Annotated in this window: 17 protein-coding genes and 1 pseudogene; 8 read left to right on the top strand and 10 right to left on the bottom strand. The window is 70.0% G+C overall.

The genetic code is table 11. The features are described 5' to 3' along the window. Nucleotides 1-60: 60 nt before the first annotated feature. Nucleotides 61-840, bottom strand: coding sequence for a ribosome maturation factor RimP (gene rimP, locus BMZ47_RS02280; protein WP_007559697.1), 780 nt, complete (start codon nt 838-840; stop codon nt 61-63). A 930-nt stretch (nt 841-1,770) separates the two neighbouring features. Between rimP and BMZ47_RS02270 the strand changes: the two genes are divergently transcribed. Next, nucleotides 1,771-3,192, top strand: coding sequence for a DUF2254 family protein (locus tag BMZ47_RS02270; RefSeq protein ID WP_091858184.1), 1,422 nt, complete (start codon nt 1,771-1,773; stop codon nt 3,190-3,192). Nucleotides 3,193-3,257: 65 nt separating this feature from the next. On the opposite strand, the pseudogene BMZ47_RS02265 reads toward BMZ47_RS02270, so the two are convergent. The 3 genes and pseudogenes from BMZ47_RS02265 to BMZ47_RS02255 all read right to left on the bottom strand — a co-directional run bounded on the left by BMZ47_RS02265 (nt 3,258) and on the right by BMZ47_RS02255 (nt 5,013). Then, nucleotides 3,258-3,557: pseudogene (locus BMZ47_RS02265) on the bottom strand (type II toxin-antitoxin system YafQ family toxin). Nucleotides 3,558-3,624: 67 nt separating this feature from the next. Continuing rightward, on the bottom strand, nt 3,625-3,918 hold the full coding sequence (locus BMZ47_RS02260) for a type II toxin-antitoxin system RelB/DinJ family antitoxin (protein WP_007559710.1): 294 nt from the start codon (nt 3,916-3,918) through the stop codon (nt 3,625-3,627). An 84-nt stretch (nt 3,919-4,002) separates the two neighbouring features. After that, entirely contained in the window at nt 4,003-5,013 is a 1,011-nt protein-coding gene (locus BMZ47_RS02255; protein ID WP_091858178.1) for an aldo/keto reductase, read from the bottom strand. 207 nt (nt 5,014-5,220) lie between these two features. On the opposite strand from BMZ47_RS02255, the gene BMZ47_RS02250 reads away from it, so the two are divergent. From BMZ47_RS02250 to BMZ47_RS02240, 3 genes are all read left to right on the top strand, one after another. Then, nucleotides 5,221-6,159: a protein-methionine-sulfoxide reductase heme-binding subunit MsrQ gene (locus tag BMZ47_RS02250; protein ID WP_091858175.1), complete on the top strand. Its 939-nt coding sequence runs from the start codon at nt 5,221-5,223 to the stop codon at nt 6,157-6,159. Between the two features lie 53 nt (nt 6,160-6,212). Next, on the top strand, nt 6,213-6,587 hold the full coding sequence (locus BMZ47_RS02245; RefSeq protein ID WP_208601005.1) for a hypothetical protein: 375 nt from the start codon (nt 6,213-6,215) through the stop codon (nt 6,585-6,587). Between the two features lie 141 nt (nt 6,588-6,728). After that, nucleotides 6,729-7,106: a hypothetical protein gene (locus BMZ47_RS02240; RefSeq protein ID WP_091858171.1), complete on the top strand. Its 378-nt coding sequence runs from the start codon at nt 6,729-6,731 to the stop codon at nt 7,104-7,106. An 11-nt stretch (nt 7,107-7,117) separates the two neighbouring features. Here the strand turns inward: BMZ47_RS02240 and BMZ47_RS28370 are convergent, their stop codons facing one another. Both BMZ47_RS28370 and BMZ47_RS02235 read right to left on the bottom strand, forming a co-directional pair. Beyond that, complete coding sequence (locus tag BMZ47_RS28370; RefSeq protein ID WP_007569379.1) at nt 7,118-7,294, bottom strand: hypothetical protein; 177 nt, start codon at nt 7,292-7,294, stop codon at nt 7,118-7,120. Between the two features lie 147 nt (nt 7,295-7,441). After that, nucleotides 7,442-7,840: a DUF4174 domain-containing protein gene (locus BMZ47_RS02235; RefSeq protein WP_091858167.1), complete on the bottom strand. Its 399-nt coding sequence runs from the start codon at nt 7,838-7,840 to the stop codon at nt 7,442-7,444. A gap of 109 nt (nt 7,841-7,949) precedes the next feature. Between BMZ47_RS02235 and BMZ47_RS02230 the strand changes: the two genes are divergently transcribed. From BMZ47_RS02230 to BMZ47_RS02210, 4 genes are all read left to right on the top strand, one after another. Further along, nucleotides 7,950-8,966 carry an NADPH-dependent curcumin/dihydrocurcumin reductase gene (locus BMZ47_RS02230; protein ID WP_091858164.1) on the top strand — a complete coding sequence of 339 codons (1,017 nt, stop codon included), beginning with the start codon at nt 7,950-7,952 and terminating at the stop codon, nt 8,964-8,966. Nucleotides 8,967-9,133: 167 nt separating this feature from the next. After that, nucleotides 9,134-9,703 (top strand): single-stranded DNA-binding protein, encoded by a 570-nt coding sequence (gene ssb / locus BMZ47_RS02225; RefSeq protein ID WP_091858160.1) that lies wholly within the window; start codon nt 9,134-9,136, stop codon nt 9,701-9,703. Nucleotides 9,704-10,407: 704 nt separating this feature from the next. Further along, nucleotides 10,408-10,974 carry a hypothetical protein gene (locus BMZ47_RS27725; RefSeq protein ID WP_139220904.1) on the top strand — a complete coding sequence of 189 codons (567 nt, stop codon included), beginning with the start codon at nt 10,408-10,410 and terminating at the stop codon, nt 10,972-10,974. 55 nt (nt 10,975-11,029) lie between these two features. Then, nucleotides 11,030-11,521: a cache domain-containing protein gene (locus tag BMZ47_RS02210; RefSeq protein WP_091858151.1), complete on the top strand. Its 492-nt coding sequence runs from the start codon at nt 11,030-11,032 to the stop codon at nt 11,519-11,521. Nucleotides 11,522-11,531: 10 nt separating this feature from the next. Here BMZ47_RS02210 and BMZ47_RS02205 read toward each other — a convergent pair whose 3' ends face one another. From BMZ47_RS02205 to BMZ47_RS02190, 4 genes are all read right to left on the bottom strand, one after another. Beyond that, a complete protein-coding gene (locus BMZ47_RS02205) occupies nt 11,532-12,410 on the bottom strand; it encodes an SDR family oxidoreductase (protein ID WP_091858147.1) in 879 nt (292 codons plus the stop codon). 260 nt (nt 12,411-12,670) lie between these two features. Further along, nucleotides 12,671-13,480 (bottom strand): exodeoxyribonuclease III, encoded by an 810-nt coding sequence (xth, locus tag BMZ47_RS02200; protein ID WP_091858144.1) that lies wholly within the window; start codon nt 13,478-13,480, stop codon nt 12,671-12,673. A gap of 68 nt (nt 13,481-13,548) precedes the next feature. Further along, nucleotides 13,549-14,466, bottom strand: coding sequence for a LolA family protein (locus BMZ47_RS02195; protein ID WP_091858141.1), 918 nt, complete (start codon nt 14,464-14,466; stop codon nt 13,549-13,551). 132 nt (nt 14,467-14,598) lie between these two features. Next, the coding region (locus BMZ47_RS02190; protein WP_139220903.1) for a DNA translocase FtsK at nt 14,599-15,261 on the bottom strand (663 nt) is incomplete at its 5' end.

Genomic DNA, 15,261 nt, shown 5'->3' with positions numbered 1-15,261 from the left:
CTTCTCTTCCGTCAAGTCTTCGTGCCGGTCGCCCGCGGGCGACCGAGCCCAAATCTCAATTCAATGCAGGTCGTCGCGGCTCTTGAGCCGGGACGCCTTGGACACGACCGGCTTCTTGGGGCCGGTGCGCGGCGGCTTCTTCTCTTTCGGGGCCTTCGGGTCGGCCTTGGCGGCCTTGCCCTTCGGACCCTGCGGCTTCGGCGCGGGCCGGGCGGGGGCCGCCGGCGCGTCGTCCTCGGCCTCGTCATCCTCGTCCAGTTCGTCCGCACCGTCGGCCGGCGGGCCGCCGCGACGCAGGGACTCGCGGATCAACTCGTCGGTGAGGACGAGATGCGCCTCGGCGAGATCCCGCAGCGGCAGGTCGACCCGGCTCGGCAGCCCTTCCTTCACGTCGGGCAGGTCGATCGGGACGGTCAGCTTCTCGACGTCGGGCGCGCCCAGGATGCCGCGAAACCGCTTGCGGCCGTCGAGCGGCGGACTCAGCTCGACCTTGGCCTCGTAGCCGGCCCAGCGGGCGAAGTCCGAGACCCGCACCAGCGGCCGGTCGATCCCCGGGGAGGAGATCTCCAGGTTGTAGGCGGTGCCCACCGGATCGTCGACGTCGAGCACCGGCGAGATCGCCCGGCTCACCGCCTCGCAATCGTCGATCGAGAAGGTGCCGTCCGGCCGCTCCGCCATAATCTGGACGGTGCAGCCGTTGGTGTTGGTCACCTTCACCCGGACCAGCCGGAAGCCGAGGCCCTGGACCGGCCCCTCGATCACCTGCACCACGCGAGCGGCGACACCGCTCTCGCGGACGAGGCGCTTCTCGGACAGATCCGCTTCGATCTCGGACGACATGGATATCAGCGCGCAACCCTTGCGGCGTCCTGGGCGGCACGTGCCGGCCTGCGGTCCTCGCGCGATCAAACCTGACGCGGCGAAAAAAAAGAGCGGACCCGGTGGGGCCCACTCCCGAACCGCAGCCTCTCGACTGCCATCAGAACTGTTGGGGGGATAGATAGCCGCGGTCAGTCCCGAGCGCAAGGTAGATCAGCGATCTGTCGGGTCCGCGCGTGAACGTGGCTGCATTCGGCGGCCATCGCGGAATGCCGGCTCTCGCCCGCCTGTGCTTGACGAGCCGGCACGCGCGACCCTTCCGCATTGCCCTCAGCGGGTCAGTTGGGGCGAGGTCCCAAACGCGCAGATCTCGACCGTAACGCGGAGCGCAGACGCTCGCGCGACCCGCTTCGCCGCTTCAGGCTCCGGTGCTCTCTCGGAGTTGTGGCGAGGCGGGGGAACGCCCGTGGCGCGGGTGCATTGCCGACCGAACGTGAAGGCGCCGGCGCGCTGCTTCGAACGGATGGATCGAGCGATGACGACCCGAACCCCCTCTCCCGGACGGTACTCTCGTTGGATCGGGCGAGCCCTCGTCCTGGGTGCCGTGTCCGGGAGCTTCGGCTTGACCGCTCCGGCCCTGTCTCAGTCGGCTGCCAGCCGGATCGACCAACCGACACCGGCAACCCTGCCGCCGGCATCGGAGCGTGACGGCGCCGCCCGCGGGAGCGGCCAGGTCTCCCCACCGAGCGCGATCCAATCCTCGACCGACGTGATGCAATCGGACGGAACGGTGCAGGGCCAGGGTGCGCCCGCGCGCACGAACCCGATCCAGCACCTACCGGAGTCCATGCGCTAGGTTCGGGTCCGTCCGGGGTCGATGCCGGCGCGTTGGCTCGGTCAAGTTTGCTATACATCACCCGGATAGCAATCGATCCCGGGTGATGGCGCAGCATGAAGACGATCAAGTCGGTCCCGGGCCGCTTCGTCAGCGCCGTCAGGCGGTCCTTCCGGCAGTTCCTCGCCCTGCCGCTCGCGACCGTGGTCGGCTTCGTGGGCCTGAACGCCCTGGTCTATCTGGCGGATCGGTCCTGGTCTGGCGGCGATGCGCCGGCGGGATTCCGCTGGCTCGGGGAATTGCTCGGCGACAGGGCGGCCCTGGGAAGCCTCCTGACCACGGTGGCATCGAGCATCATCACCGTCACCTCGATCACCTTCTCGCTCCTGCTCCTCGCCGTCCAACAGGGGGCGGCCGCCCTGACCGCGCAGGTCACCGACCAGTTCATGGCCCGGCGCACGAACCAGTTCTATTTCGGGTATTTCGTCGGCCTGTCGGTCTTCGTCCTGATGACGCTGGTGACGAATACGGGCTTTCACCGGCCCGTCTTCGGGACCACGCTCGCCCTGCTGCTGACCACCTCGGCCCTCTGCCTCATCATCGTGATGATCTACAACACGATCGATCAGATGCGGCCAGCGCAGATCATCCAGTTCATCCACGACCGGGTTCTGGAAGCCCGCGACGACGATCTCCGGATGCTCGCAGCGACCCGGAGGACGGCGCGGCAGGATTGGCCCGTGGCCGCGCTGATCTGCTCCCGGGAGAGCGGCTACGTCGTCCGCCTCGACCTCCCGCGCATCGAAGAGGCCGTGAAGCGGCATGGCCGCGAGGCGGCCGAGATCGAATGCGTCATCCCGGTCGGGACGTATCGCGCCGTCAACGATCCCCTGTTCCGGCTGCGATGCAGGCCCGGCACGACGCTCGACCCGGCAGCGCGGGAGCGCCTCGTCGGCGAGACGCTGGCCGCGCTCAGCTACGACGACGGACGCGACCTGCAGCACGATGCCGGGTACGGCCTGCACCAGCTCTCGACCATCGCCTGGACCTCGGTCTCGACATCGAAATCCAACCCCAGCCCCGGCCTCTCGGTCATCCAGGCCCTGCGGGACATCATCGCGCACTGGAGCGAGGACGAGACCCGGCCGCTCGAAGATCCGACATCCTGCATCGTCTACGCGGATGCTGCGCCGATCATCGCGACCGACGCCCTCGAAGCTGTGATCGTGGTGGCCTCCGAGTCGATCCAGTCCCAGACCCTCACGGAAGCGGTGAAGACCCTGGCGATCCTGCTCCGGCATGTCGGGCAGCCGACGGCGGACCGGCTCGCCGATGTCGCCAACCGCACCCTGTCGAGCCTCGGCGAGCACGTGCTCACCCGCCAGCTCGAGGCCGAACTCGCGGACTTGGCGCAGGCGCTGAACGCGCGCGGCTTCGTCACCGTCGCGCAGGCCGTCTCCGAGGCGTCGGCCGAGCTGGCCGTCAGCCTGGGCAAGCTGAACTCACGCTCGACCCGCGTGCCGGGAACGACATCGTGAGAGCCTGTCGGGCCGGTTTCCCAGGCTCGGCCCCATCCTGAGACGGTGCGGCCAAGCGGAGCCCATCAAAGGCCAAGTTCACTGTGCGAACCGATGCGGACCAGGTGCAGTTTAGGCCGCTCCGCCTCCTAGTGCGGCTTTACGGCTGATGGCTCGGATTTCCGATAGATCAAAACCAGATCAGGTTTGATATGGCAGTCGCGATAGTCCTTCCAATTGCCTCCGAGCGGGTGGTCGACCATTTTGGCGGGAAGGGGACGATCGGCGGCGAGCAGGTCGACGGCCTTCAGCAGATCCGCCTGCACCGTCGCGCGATAACGCCCCTTCTGCTCGCGCTTCATATCCTTTTTGAATTGACCCGTGATGACGACGTCCCGTCGCGTAGCCTGGGCAGGTGCCGGCACGGGTAAAGTCGCTGTCGGCGGCTTATCGTCAGTCGGCGTCAAGGACGGCGAGGAGGTTCGACGGATCGCCGACATGGATCACGTCGCCAGCGAGGTCCGCGCGCAAAGCCGCGATGGTCTCGTCGTTCGGGTCGAGCGGATCGAAGGGCAGCCGCCCCTCGGCGACGACCCGTTCGAGCATCAAGCGGAACGCGTCGGACAACGAGAGGCCGACCGCGCCGAGGACAGCTTCGGCCTCCAGTTTGACGCCCGGATCAACCTGCGCCCGGACCGACTTGGTCCTCGGCACAGGTCTCGCCTTCTCTTTCGCGTGAGCGGCCATCGTCGCCCGTTCTCTTGCCAGCCCGGATTGTAGCACGGTGCAAACCGCCCACAATGGTTGGACGGGCGCAGGATCGGGCCGCAATCAGACGTTCCGCGGGATCCGCCCCTCCAGCGGATAGGCCGGATCGTTGTAGCCCGGGGTGGTCGGGTGCCCGGCGGCCACGAAGCCGTCCACCAGGGCCTCGTCCTCGGGGGTGAAGGCGTAGTCGAGGGCGCCGAGATATTCCTGCCACTGCGCCTCGGTGCGCGGCCCGGCGATGACGCCGGTGATCAGGCGGTTGTTCAGCACCCAGGCGGTGGCGAATTGCCCGGCCGTGATGCCGCGCGCCTCGGCATGCTCCTTCAGGGTCCGGGCGATGCGCAGGGATTCCGGGCGCCACTCGGTCTGCATCATCCGGGTGTCCTGACGGCCGGCGCGGGATTCGGCCGGCGGCGGGGCGTCCGGGTCGTACTTGCCGGTCAGCACCCCGCGGGCGAGGGGCGAGTACGGGACGACGCCGAGCCCGTAATGGGCGCAGGCCGGCAGGTGCTCGGTCTCGGGCATGCGGTTGAAGGCGTTGTAATAGGGCTGGCTCACCACCGGCCGGTCGATGCCGATCTCGTCGCAGAGCCGGCAGATCTCGGCGACCCGCCAGGACCGGTGGTTCGAGACGCCGAAATGGCGGATCTTGCCCGCCCGCACGAGGTCGGCCATCGCCCGCACGGTCTCGGCCAGCGGCGTGTCGTGGTCCTCCCTGTGGAGGTAGTAGATGTCGATGACATCCGTGCCGAGCCGGCGCAGGCTGTCCTCGGCGGCCTTCATGACGTGGACGCGCGACAGGCCGCGGTCGTTGACGCCCGAGCCGGTCGGGTTGGCGACCTTGGTGGCGAGGATCCAGGCGGCGCGGTCGCCCTTGATCGCCCGGCCGGTGATCTCCTCCGAGCGGCCCTCGGTGTAGACATTGGCCGTGTCGATGAAGTTGATGCCCGCCTCCCGGGCACTCCCGACGATGCGCCCGGCCGTGGCCTCGTCGGTGGGCCCGCCGAACATCATCGTGCCGAGGCAGATCGGCGAGACCTTGAGGCCGGAGCGGCCGAGATTGCGGTACTGCATGGGATCCATCCGGTGTCCGTCCATCGGCTATCTCGGCACCGGGGCGGCGAGGTCAACCGGTCCGGCGTAACCCGGAGCGAACCGCGGCGAACCGACCCGTTCGCGGAGCCATCCGCAGAAGCGCCGGTTTCGCTCTCCATATCCTGGCCCGAGCGGCACGTCGCTCCCCACGTCGCTCCCGATGTCAGAAGGCCGAGTCCGAAAACGATGATCGACCGCCTGGCCGTTCCCCTCCCCTGGCTCGACCGGGCCGGACGCCTTTCCTGGCTGAAGCTCGCGGTGTTCCTGGCCTGCATCGCGCCGGCTCTGTACCTCGCGGCCGCGTTCCGGCTCGACGCGCTCGGCGCCAAGCCGATCACCGCGCTGATCCACGCCACCGGCGAATGGGCTGTGCGCTTCCTGCTGTTCTCGCTCGCGATCTCACCCCTGCGCCGCATCGCCGATTGGGGGAAGGTGCTGGTGGTCCGGCGCATGCTCGGCATCACCGTGATGGCCTACGCGGTGGCGCATCTCGCGCTCTACGCGGTCGATCAGAACCTGGTCCTGACCAAGGTCGCCAGCGAGATCGCCCTGCGGCTCTACCTGACCATCGGCTTCGTGGCGCTGATCGGGCTGATCGCGCTGGGTCTGACCTCGACGGATGCGGCGATCCGCAACCTGGGGCCGAACTGGCACCGGCTGCACCGGCTCGTCTACACGATCGCGGTGCTGGCTCTGGTCCATTACTTCCTGCAGTCGAAGATCGATGTCAGCGACCCGGTCTTCTCCGCTGGGCTGTTCCTGCTGCTGATGGGCTGGCGCGCGATGCGGCGGTTCAAGCTGCCGGAGCGGCCGTGGTCGCTGCTGCTCCTCGCGATCCTCGGCGGCCTCGTCACGGCCGGGCTCGAGGCGGCCTGGTACGGGCTCGCCAGCGGCGTTCCGGCCAGCCTCGTTCTGGCGGCCAATCTCGACTTCTCCGGCCCGATCCGCCCGGCCTGGTGGGTCCTGGCGACCGGGCTGCTGATGCCCGCCCTCGCGCTCCTGCGCGGCGCGGTCGCCACGGGGCGGACCGCCAAGCCGGGCGGATCGGGCCGGGACCGCGTGGCCGCGCCGCGTACCGCCCCCACCAGAGCCGCGGTGTCGGAACCCTTGTCGCCGTCCGCGTGATGCCGCAGAACCCGCCACCGGCGGTCTCGGGCCGCAGCGGAGTGACACGGGCTATGCGCGGCAGGCTTCTCCTCATCGCGGGCATGCTCGCGCCGACCCTCGCGCTGGCGGCGCCCAAGGCGGCCCCGGACAAGGGCGCGCCGCCGCCGGCCACAGCCCCGGCGGCCACGGCCTGCAAGCCGCCCGAGCCGCCGCCGGCCTCGGCGCGGCCGGTCAAGCCCGCCCTGCCCGAGAAGCCGGCCTGCCTCGACGCCAAGGGCGGCTGCCCCGGCTGGGAGGCCTACAGCTTCAACGACGCGGTCAAGGCCTACAATCTGCAGGCGCAGGCATTCCGGCCGATCGCCGAGGCCTATGTCCAGAAGCTCAACGCCTACGTGAAGGCGAGCGGGGACTACGCCCAGTGCGAGATCAACGCGATGCAGAACTGAGGCCCGCTTCGCGAGAGCGATAACCGGGAAGCCGGCTGAACGGCGGGCAACCGGGGACGCGGCAGGGGTTCAGCCGGCGCGGCGCAATCTCCGGCATCGATGGCCGCGATCCCCGCCGCCTGTCCCTGCCGAGGCCCACCAGTGCCCCTCCGTGATGTCATCGGACGCGCGGGATTCTGCGCCCTGCTGCTCGCCGCCGCCCCGGCGCACGCCGCCGATTTCGACGGCCCCTACGCGCCACACGGCTATGGCGGCCCGGCCGAGGGCTACGAGCGCGAGCGGCAGCCACCGCCCCCACCGCCTCCGCCCCCCGAACCGGAATTCCGGCGCCCGCATTTCTCGGCGGCCCCGCCCGAGGCGTGCCGCGACTTCGTCCGGCGCCGATTCGATCCGGACGGCGCCCCGGTTCTGCGGCGGGTGCGGATCTGCGACGAGCCGGCCTTCGAGCGCGGGCCGCCCCCGCCGCCCCCGCCCCCCGAGGATGATCCGCCCCGCCGCTGGGGCGGGCCCCGCTGGTAGGACGACCCGGATCAGATCCGGGCCGGGGCCTTCTTGAGCGCGGCCGCGAAGGCCTTGAGCTGGCGGTTCAGATCCGCCAGCTCGTTCAGCGCGATGGTCTTGTGGCCATCGCGGACCGCGCGCTCGATATCCTCGACCTGGAGGCTGACGACGCGGCGGATGGCGGTGGCGACTTGTTCTCGGGTCATCGATGCGAGCGTCTCGTTCGAGCGTCCTGGCGGGCCTCAACGGACGGCCGAAACACGGCCGCCGACACCGCTCGGTGATAGGCCGGTAGGCTTAACCGTTGGTGTCCGCAGGCCCCGCCATCCCCGCAAAACCGGGCGCTCCGCCCCCTATCGCGCGCCCTCGATCTCGCCGCGCCGCATCGGCATCGCATCGATCGTGGCGAACAGCTTCTGGGGCGGGATCGGCGCCGCGGCGGTGAGCTTGGCGCCGCCATCCTTGCCGACCAGCACCGCCCGGAATTCGCCCGCCGGCAGAGACAGTTGCGCGCGCAGGGCCCGGGCCTCGGGCGTATCCCCGATCGCCTCCACCACCACGAGGTCGCGCTCGGCCACGCCGCCGCGCATCGGGCCCAGGGCCGCACGCTGCGCCCGCAGGTCGGCGTCCGCCGGATCGGGGGCCGACAGCACCAGCACCCGGGACCGCCAGCGATAGGTATCGAGCGGTCCGGCCATCGCGGCGCCGAAGGTCAGGGCGGCCAATCCGAGGCAGATCAGGGTGGTGCGCATGTCGCCTCCGTCTGAAGCCGATCCCGGTCAACGCGCGGGGCGCCCCATTGGCCGCCGCCGCCTCGCGCCCCAGATCGGGGGTCGCAGGCAGAGCATCCGGGAGCCTTTCATGAATGCCGTGAACCGCCGCATCGTCCTGGCATCGCGCCCGCACGGGGAGCCGAAGCCGGAGAATTTCCGCCTGGAGGAGGTGCCGGTGCCGGAGATCGGGCCCGGCCAGATCCTGCTGCGCACGCGCTGGCTGTCCCTCGACCCGTATATGCGCGGCCGGATGAGCGACGCGAAATCCTACGCGACCCCGGTCCAGATCGGCGACCCGATCACCGCCGAGGTGGTCGGCGAGGTCGTCGCGTCGAAGAATCCGGACATCCCGGTCGGGGAATTGCGGACGGCCTTCGCGGGCTGGCAGGAATATTTCGCCACCGACGGCAAGGGCACCCGCCGGGTCGATCCGGAGGCCGCCCCGCCCTCGACCGCGCTCGGCGTGCTCGGGATGCCGGGCATGACCGCCTATACCGGGCTGCTCAATATCGGCCAGCCCAAGCCCGGCGAGACCGTGGTGGTGGCCGCCGCCGCCGGGCCGGTGGGGTCGCTGGTCGGGCAGATCGCCAAGCTGAAGGGCGCCCGGGCGGTCGGGATCGCTGGCGGGCCGGACAAGTGCCGCTACCTGACGGAGGAGCTCGGCTTCGACGCGGCGGTCGACCATCGCGGGCCCGACCTGCCGGGGGCGCTGGCCGCAGCCTGCCCCAAGGGCATCGACGTCTACTTCGAGAATGTCGGCGGCGCGGTTTTCGCCGCCGTGATGCCGCTGCTGAACCCCTTCGCCCGGATCCCGGTCTGCGGCCTGGTCTCGGCCTACAATGCCACCGAGGCGCCCCCCGGCCCCGACCGGCTGCCCGCCCTGATGCGCTCGGTGCTGACGAACCGCCTGCACATCCAGGGCTTCATCGTCTGGGATTTCGCCGACCAGGCCGAGACCTTCCGGCGCGAGGTCGGCGACTGGATCCGAGCCGGCAAGGTTCGCTACCGGGAGGACGTGGTCGAGGGCCTGGAGAAAGCCCCGGAGGCGTTCATCGGCCTGCTCAAGGGCCGGAATTTCGGCAAGCTGGTTGTGCATATCGCCTGAGCGCGGCTTGCCGCCAAATCAGAACAGAGATAGAACATTCACGTTTGGCAGGTTGCGGATAGCGGGCACAAACCCGCACCGCAGGTTGCCGCCCCGACGGCCCGGGCGCATGAGTCGCCGGCCGCCGGGCCACGGCCCAGTGAGATCCGTACGGTGAGGAGAGAGCGATGGCGGGCAGCGTCAACAAGGTGATCCTGGTGGGCAATCTCGGGCGCGACCCGGAGATGCGCCGCCTCGGCTCGGGCGACCCGGTCTGCAACCTGCGGCTGGCGACCTCCGAGTCCTGGAAGGACAAGGCGACCGGCGAGCGCAAGGAGAAGACCGAGTGGCACTCGGTCGTGATCTACAACGACAACCTTGCCCGGGTGGCCGAGCAGTATCTGCGCAAGGGCTCGAAGGTATATATTGAGGGCCAGCTCCAGACCCGGAAGTGGACCGACAATTCCGGCGTCGAGAAGTACACCACCGAGGTGGTGCTCCAGCGCTTCCGCGGCGAGATGACGATCCTCGACGGCCGCGGCGGTGGTGGCGGCGACTTCGCCGGCGAGGATGAGGGCGGCGGCCAGATCAGCCGCGGCGGCGACTCGGGCGGTGGCCGGGGCGGCGACCGCGGCGGTGATTTCGGCGGCGGCCGCGCCCAGGGCGGCGGCGGTGGCGGACGCCCGGCCCCGGCCTCCGGCGGCGGCGGTGGCGGCGCCCGCGGTGGGTACGACCTGGACGACGATATCCCGTTCTAGTCCCGCAGGGCCGCGCCCGGATTGCGGGGCGGCACAAGCATCGCGACTCGATGATGCGTGTTCAGGACCAAGGCCTCGGCCTTGGTCCTTTCTGTTTCAGCGCTCTCCGGCGTGCGGCCGAGCGTTCGCCGCCGGCCGCGACCTGGGCGGCCGTCTGCTGGCCGAGTTCGCCCGCGAGCGCGAGCAGATCGACGCGACCCTGCAGACATCGAGGGGCGCAACGCTCCTGGCCCAGCGAGGCTTCGAGCGCTGAACGCAGCCCCATCCTCCTTGCGAGCGCAGCGAAGCAAGCCCGGGACACGCCACGTCCGGAGATCGCGCGCCGTCCTGGGTTGCTTCGCTGCGCGCGCAAGGACGGTGACGGCGTCATGGGCGCGATCTGCGCCGCTCAGGGCACCGGCCCGCCTGCCCATGCCCGGCCACCGCCATCACGGAAGATGCCGCGACAGCGGCACGCCGATCCGCTTGATGGGGATGCGCGGCTTGCTGGCCCCGCAACGACCAGAGGCCGCCGCGCGCTCCGGGGAGGGCTCCTTCGAGGCCTGCTGTGCTCCCGCCTCAGGATGACGGGGATGGCCCGGAGCAGCGCCGGCCAGGATCAGGCAAGCGCCCGCTAAAACCGTGCAGCAACGCGGTCCGGCGCGATAGACAGCTCAACGACACCGCCGAATATTGATAATTTTTGATTGACCTCCGCAAGCGATATGGATTTACTGTACATCGCATCGTACATCCACCCTGGCGGATGTGGCTTTCCGGCGGCGACGAGACCCGGATCGCTTGAGCATGGATCAACGGCCGAGCCGTTCGATCACGAGACTGACAACACCGGGACCAACCCGGGGGTCGGACGGGTCCTTGATCTCGGGAACGTGTCTGCGGCGCGCCCACCCTGCGGGGCGGCTCGCGTGCGCCAGATTTCGGAGCGTGACAGCGTCGATGTCTCGATCGAATCCGGGAGCCGGAAGATGTCAGATCCTTGTGCGATCGCCGATTACATCATCGAAGCCGAGCAACATATCCGGAACGCGGAAGCGATCCTGAACGACCTCGAAGAGGTCCGGTCGAGCGAGGCCCGGCGATTGCGCGCCTGCATGTACATCGCCGCGATGAAGCGGTTGAAGCGCATCATCGAGACCCACCGGACCGGCGAGGAGGCCGAACCGGACGCGCTGCCGGCGCCGGTCATGCCCGGCCAGCCGCGGCTGTTCTGGTGGCTCGCCCCGAGACCGGCGAGCGAGGGCCGCGTCTTCCGGCGCCACGCCGGCTGATTCACCGGTGATCGGGCCGGCGGCCCGAGAGGAATGGACGATCAGGGGCGCGACCATGCCCAAGCGCATCGTGATCTGGTGCCTGCCGATCCTGGTCCTGATCATGCTCCTGCCGACGAGGCGGGTGGCCGGGCGGGATCAGCGCGCTCCGGTCCATCAGGCGGACGAGATCGAGACCCTGGTCAACAAGGCCGCCGAGCTGATCGAGAGCGAGGGCAGGACAGCTTTCGCGGCGTTCCGGCGGAAGAACTCGCCCTGGCGCTACGGCGACGTCTATCTGTTCGTGGTCGACCTGCACGGGGTCGTCCTGTTCAACGCCGCCCATCCGAGCCGCGAGGGCCGAGACCTGCTCCAAGAGCACGACGCGGCCGGCAAGCAGTTCCACAAGGACTTCATCGCCGTGGTGCGGGAATCCGGCTCCGGCTGGGTCGATTACATGTTCCCGCGGCCCCGGCGCAGCACGCCGGAGGTCAAGTGGAGCTACGTCTGCGGGACGAGCGTGGACGGCACCCCCGCGCTGGTGGGCGCGGGGGTCTACGTCGAGTGAGGTGTGCGCCTCACAGCATCGGCATGCCGCCGGTGACCGGCACCAGGGCGCCCGACATGAAGCTGCCCTCGCGCGAGGCGAGCAGAACGTAGGCCGGGGCGAGCTCGGCGGGCTGGCCGGCGCGACCGAGGGGCGTCTGGGCGCCGAGCTCTTCCAGCTCCTCGGGGCTCTTCACGATCGGCTGGATCGGGGTCCAGACCGGGCCGGGCGCCACGCAATTCACCCGGATGCCCTTGGGGGCGAGCAGGTTCGACAGGCCGATGGTCAGGCTCGCGATGGCGCCCTTGGTGGCGGCGTAGATCAGCATGTTCGGGCCCGCGACCTTGGCCTGGACGCTGGTCGAGTTCACGATCGCCCCGCCCGGCTTCATGTGCGGCACGGCGGCCTGGGCGAGGTAGTACATCGCGAAGACGTTGGCCCGGAACGAGCCCTCGATATCGGCGGCCTTAAGGTCGTCGAGGCCCTCGTTCACCACCTGGGCGGCGGCGTTGTTGACCAGGATGTCGAGCCGCCCGAACGCGGCCATGGTCCGGTCCACCAGCGTCCGGCACTGGGCCTCGTCGCGGATGTCGCCGGGCAGGAGCAGGCAGCGGCGGCCGGCCTTCTCGACCCAGGCCTTGGTGTCCTCGGCATCCCCCTGCTCGACGTCGAGATAGGAAATCGCCACGTCGGCGCCCTCGCGGGCATAAGCGATCGCCACCGCTCGGCCGATGCCGGAATCACCGCCGGTGATCAGCGCGGCTTGGCCGGCGAGCAGGCCCTTGCCGACATAGCTCTCCTCGCCGTGGTCGGGCCGCGGCGTCATCTTGGAGGTGAGACCCGGCCGCTCCTGCTGTTGGTCGCCGGGAAACGGAGGCCGGGGACCGGCCTCGCGGGGATCGTCGGTCATCGGGGGCGGCTTCCTGCAGGACCGGGCCAAGGGCGTTGGGGCCGCGTGCCGGGCCCGGCCGTCACAAACACGCCGCCGATGCTGAAGCGTGCCTCAGAAGGCCCGGTCGCGGGCGGCGTGCGGGCCGCCGTAGCGGCGGCGCAGGAAGGAGACGACCTTGGGGAGAAGGAGGGCGATCAGGATCTTGCGCATCGGGCCGGCTCGCATCGCGGGTTCGTGAACCAGCAATGCGTAAGGGTCACGGCAGTTCCGCGCCGCTCTCACAGCTCGAGGGTGAGCGTCACCGGGGCATGGTCCGAGGGCCGCTCCCAGCCGCGGGCGTCGCGCAGGACGTCCACAGAGCGGACCGTGCCGGCGAGGTCGGGCGAGACCCAGGCATGGTCCAGGCGCCGGCCCTTGTTGGCGGCCGACCAATCCGGCGAGCGGTAGCTCCACCAGGTGTAGATCTTCTCGGGCTCCGGGGTGAGGTGGCGGGCCGTGTCGATCCAGCCGGCCTCACCGCGCAGCAGCTCCAGGGCCTCGGTCTCCACGGGGGTGTGGCTCACCACGTCGAGGAGTTGCTTGTGCGACCAGACGTCGTGCTCGAGCGGCGCGACGTTGAGGTCCCCCACCAGGATCGCCGGGCCGGAGACGCGCTTGCCGCCCCAGGCGCGCAGCTCCGCCAGGAAATCGAGCTTGTGGGCGAATTTCGGATTGAGGTCGCGGTCGGGCACGTCGCCGCCGGCCGGGACGTAGAAATCGTGCAGCACGATGCCGGCGGCGGCCCCCGCCTCCGGCCCGAGCACCGCCGAGATGTGCCGGGCGTCCGGCTTCTCGCAGAAGCCCATCACGCCGCGGGTGTGCAGGGGGAACCGCGACAGGATCGCGACGCCGTTATAGCCCTTCTGGCCGGCGAACATCACGTGCTCGTAGCCCGAGCCGCGCAGGGCCTTGAGCGGGAAGGCGTCGTCCGGGCACTTGGTCTCCTGGAGGCAGAGCACGTCCGGCTTGTGCTCGGCCAGGAAGCGCAGGACCAGGTCGATGCGCAGCCGCACCGAGTTGATGTTCCAGGAGGTGACGGACAGGCGCACGGGTCGGGTCTCGGGTTGGGAGTTCGATCAGGCGTTACGGCAGCCGGCTAAGCCGCCCCGCCGATCGCTCAGTTGGGCTGCGATTGCTGGATCTGCTGCTGCATCGCCTTGTCCTCGGCGCGCCCGTAATTGATGAAGAACAGGCCCGCATCGACGCTCTTGGGCTTCTGCAGGTTCGAGAGCTGCACCGTGGTGATGTAGCCCTGCGGGTCGGTGATCCGCCATTGCGACAGGGTCTTCATCTCGGCATCGAAGAACAGCTGGATCTTCGAGGTGCCGCCGAGCGTGGCCCGATCCTCCAGGCTGATGCGCACGCCGCCCGGGTCGTTGGTCACGTCGGTGACCGTCAGGTCGCGGGCGAGGTCGATCTTCTCGCGCAGAAGGAATTTCAGCGGCGTCTGGGCGATGAAGTAGAGGTCCTGGGTGGCGAGCTTGCGGTCGCGCACCGCCACGGAGGTGCCGTCGGCCACCACCTCCAGCGGCGAGGGCTGGTCGTAGTCGAAGCGCAGGCGGCCGGGCTTGGCGAGCGTCAGCTTGCCGCCGATCCGCCGCCCGTCCGCGCCGATCTGCATGAAGTTGCCCGTCAGGGTGTTCATGCCGTTGAAATACGCATTCGCCTGCGCGAGCACCGTGGCGGCGTCCGCGGGCTCGGACGCGGCCAGCGCCGCAGGGCCGCCCACGGCGGCGACCTTGGGCTCGGTCGCCTTGTGGTCGGCCTTGTCGGACGTCTTGGTGCCCGGCTTGGGGCTGCCGGTCTTCGGCGCGTCCTTCGCGGCCGAATCCTTCGCGGCGGGCTTGGGCGACGGCTTCTTGGCGGCCGGCGCGGGCGCGGCCGGGGCGGAATCCGGCTCCGGGGCCGCCTCCTCCTTGCGGCCGAACAGGCTGTCGATGAACGCGCCGACCTGCGCCTGCGCCGGGGCGGCGGGGGCGAGCCACAGCCCGGCGGCGATCAGGGAGCCGGCTGTGCGGGTGCGGCGGCCGATCATCGGCAGAACCTCCTGGGCGCCCGGGCGGGCGATCCGGCAGACATGGGAACGGACGGGGCTTAAAGCCCCGCCCTGTGGCGAAGATGCGACGCGCCGGGCCGCGACCCCTCGGGTCGCTGCCCGGCAGCGGCCTCACTCGTCGTCGTACATCCCGCTCGAGGCGTGCGGCGCCCCGGCGACCAGGATGTCGCGCTTGCCGGCGTGGTTGGCCGGGCCGACGATGCCCTCGATCTCCATCCGCTCCATGATCGAGGCGGCGCGGTTGTAGCCGATCTGCAGTCGGCGCTGGATGTAGCTGGTCGACGCCTTCTGGTCCCGCAGCACCACCTCGATCGCCTGCTTGTACAGGTCGTCGGACTCGCCCCCGGTCGCCGCCGCGAAGGCGCCGATATCGAAGACCGGGGCCTCCTCGTCGGGCTCCTCGGAGCGCTCGACCTTCTCGGCCTTGGCGCCGCGCCCGGACTTGCCCTCCTTGACCGGCTCCTCCGGCGAATCGTCGGCGGTGACGGCGTCGAGGTAGGAGGGACGGCCCTGGCGCTTGAGGTGGGCGACCACGCTCTCGACCTCGCTGTCCGAGCAGAACGGCCCGTGCACGCGCGTCGTGCGCCCGCCGCCGGCCATGAACAGCATGTCGCCCTGACCGAGCAGCTGCTCGGCGCCCATCTCGCCCAGGATCGTGCGCGAGTCGATCTTGCTGGTGACCTGGAAGGAGATCCGGGTCGGGAAGTTCGCCTTGATCGTGCCGGTGATCACGTCCACCGACGGGCGTTGGGTGGCCATGATCAGGTGGATGCC

The sequence above is a fragment of the Methylobacterium brachiatum genome (assembly GCF_900113845.1).
In the GTDB taxonomy this organism is placed as follows: domain Bacteria; phylum Pseudomonadota; class Alphaproteobacteria; order Rhizobiales; family Beijerinckiaceae; genus Methylobacterium; species Methylobacterium brachiatum.
Note: the sequence above shows the minus strand (reverse complement) of the source record. Positions and strands in the feature narration are given on the sequence as shown.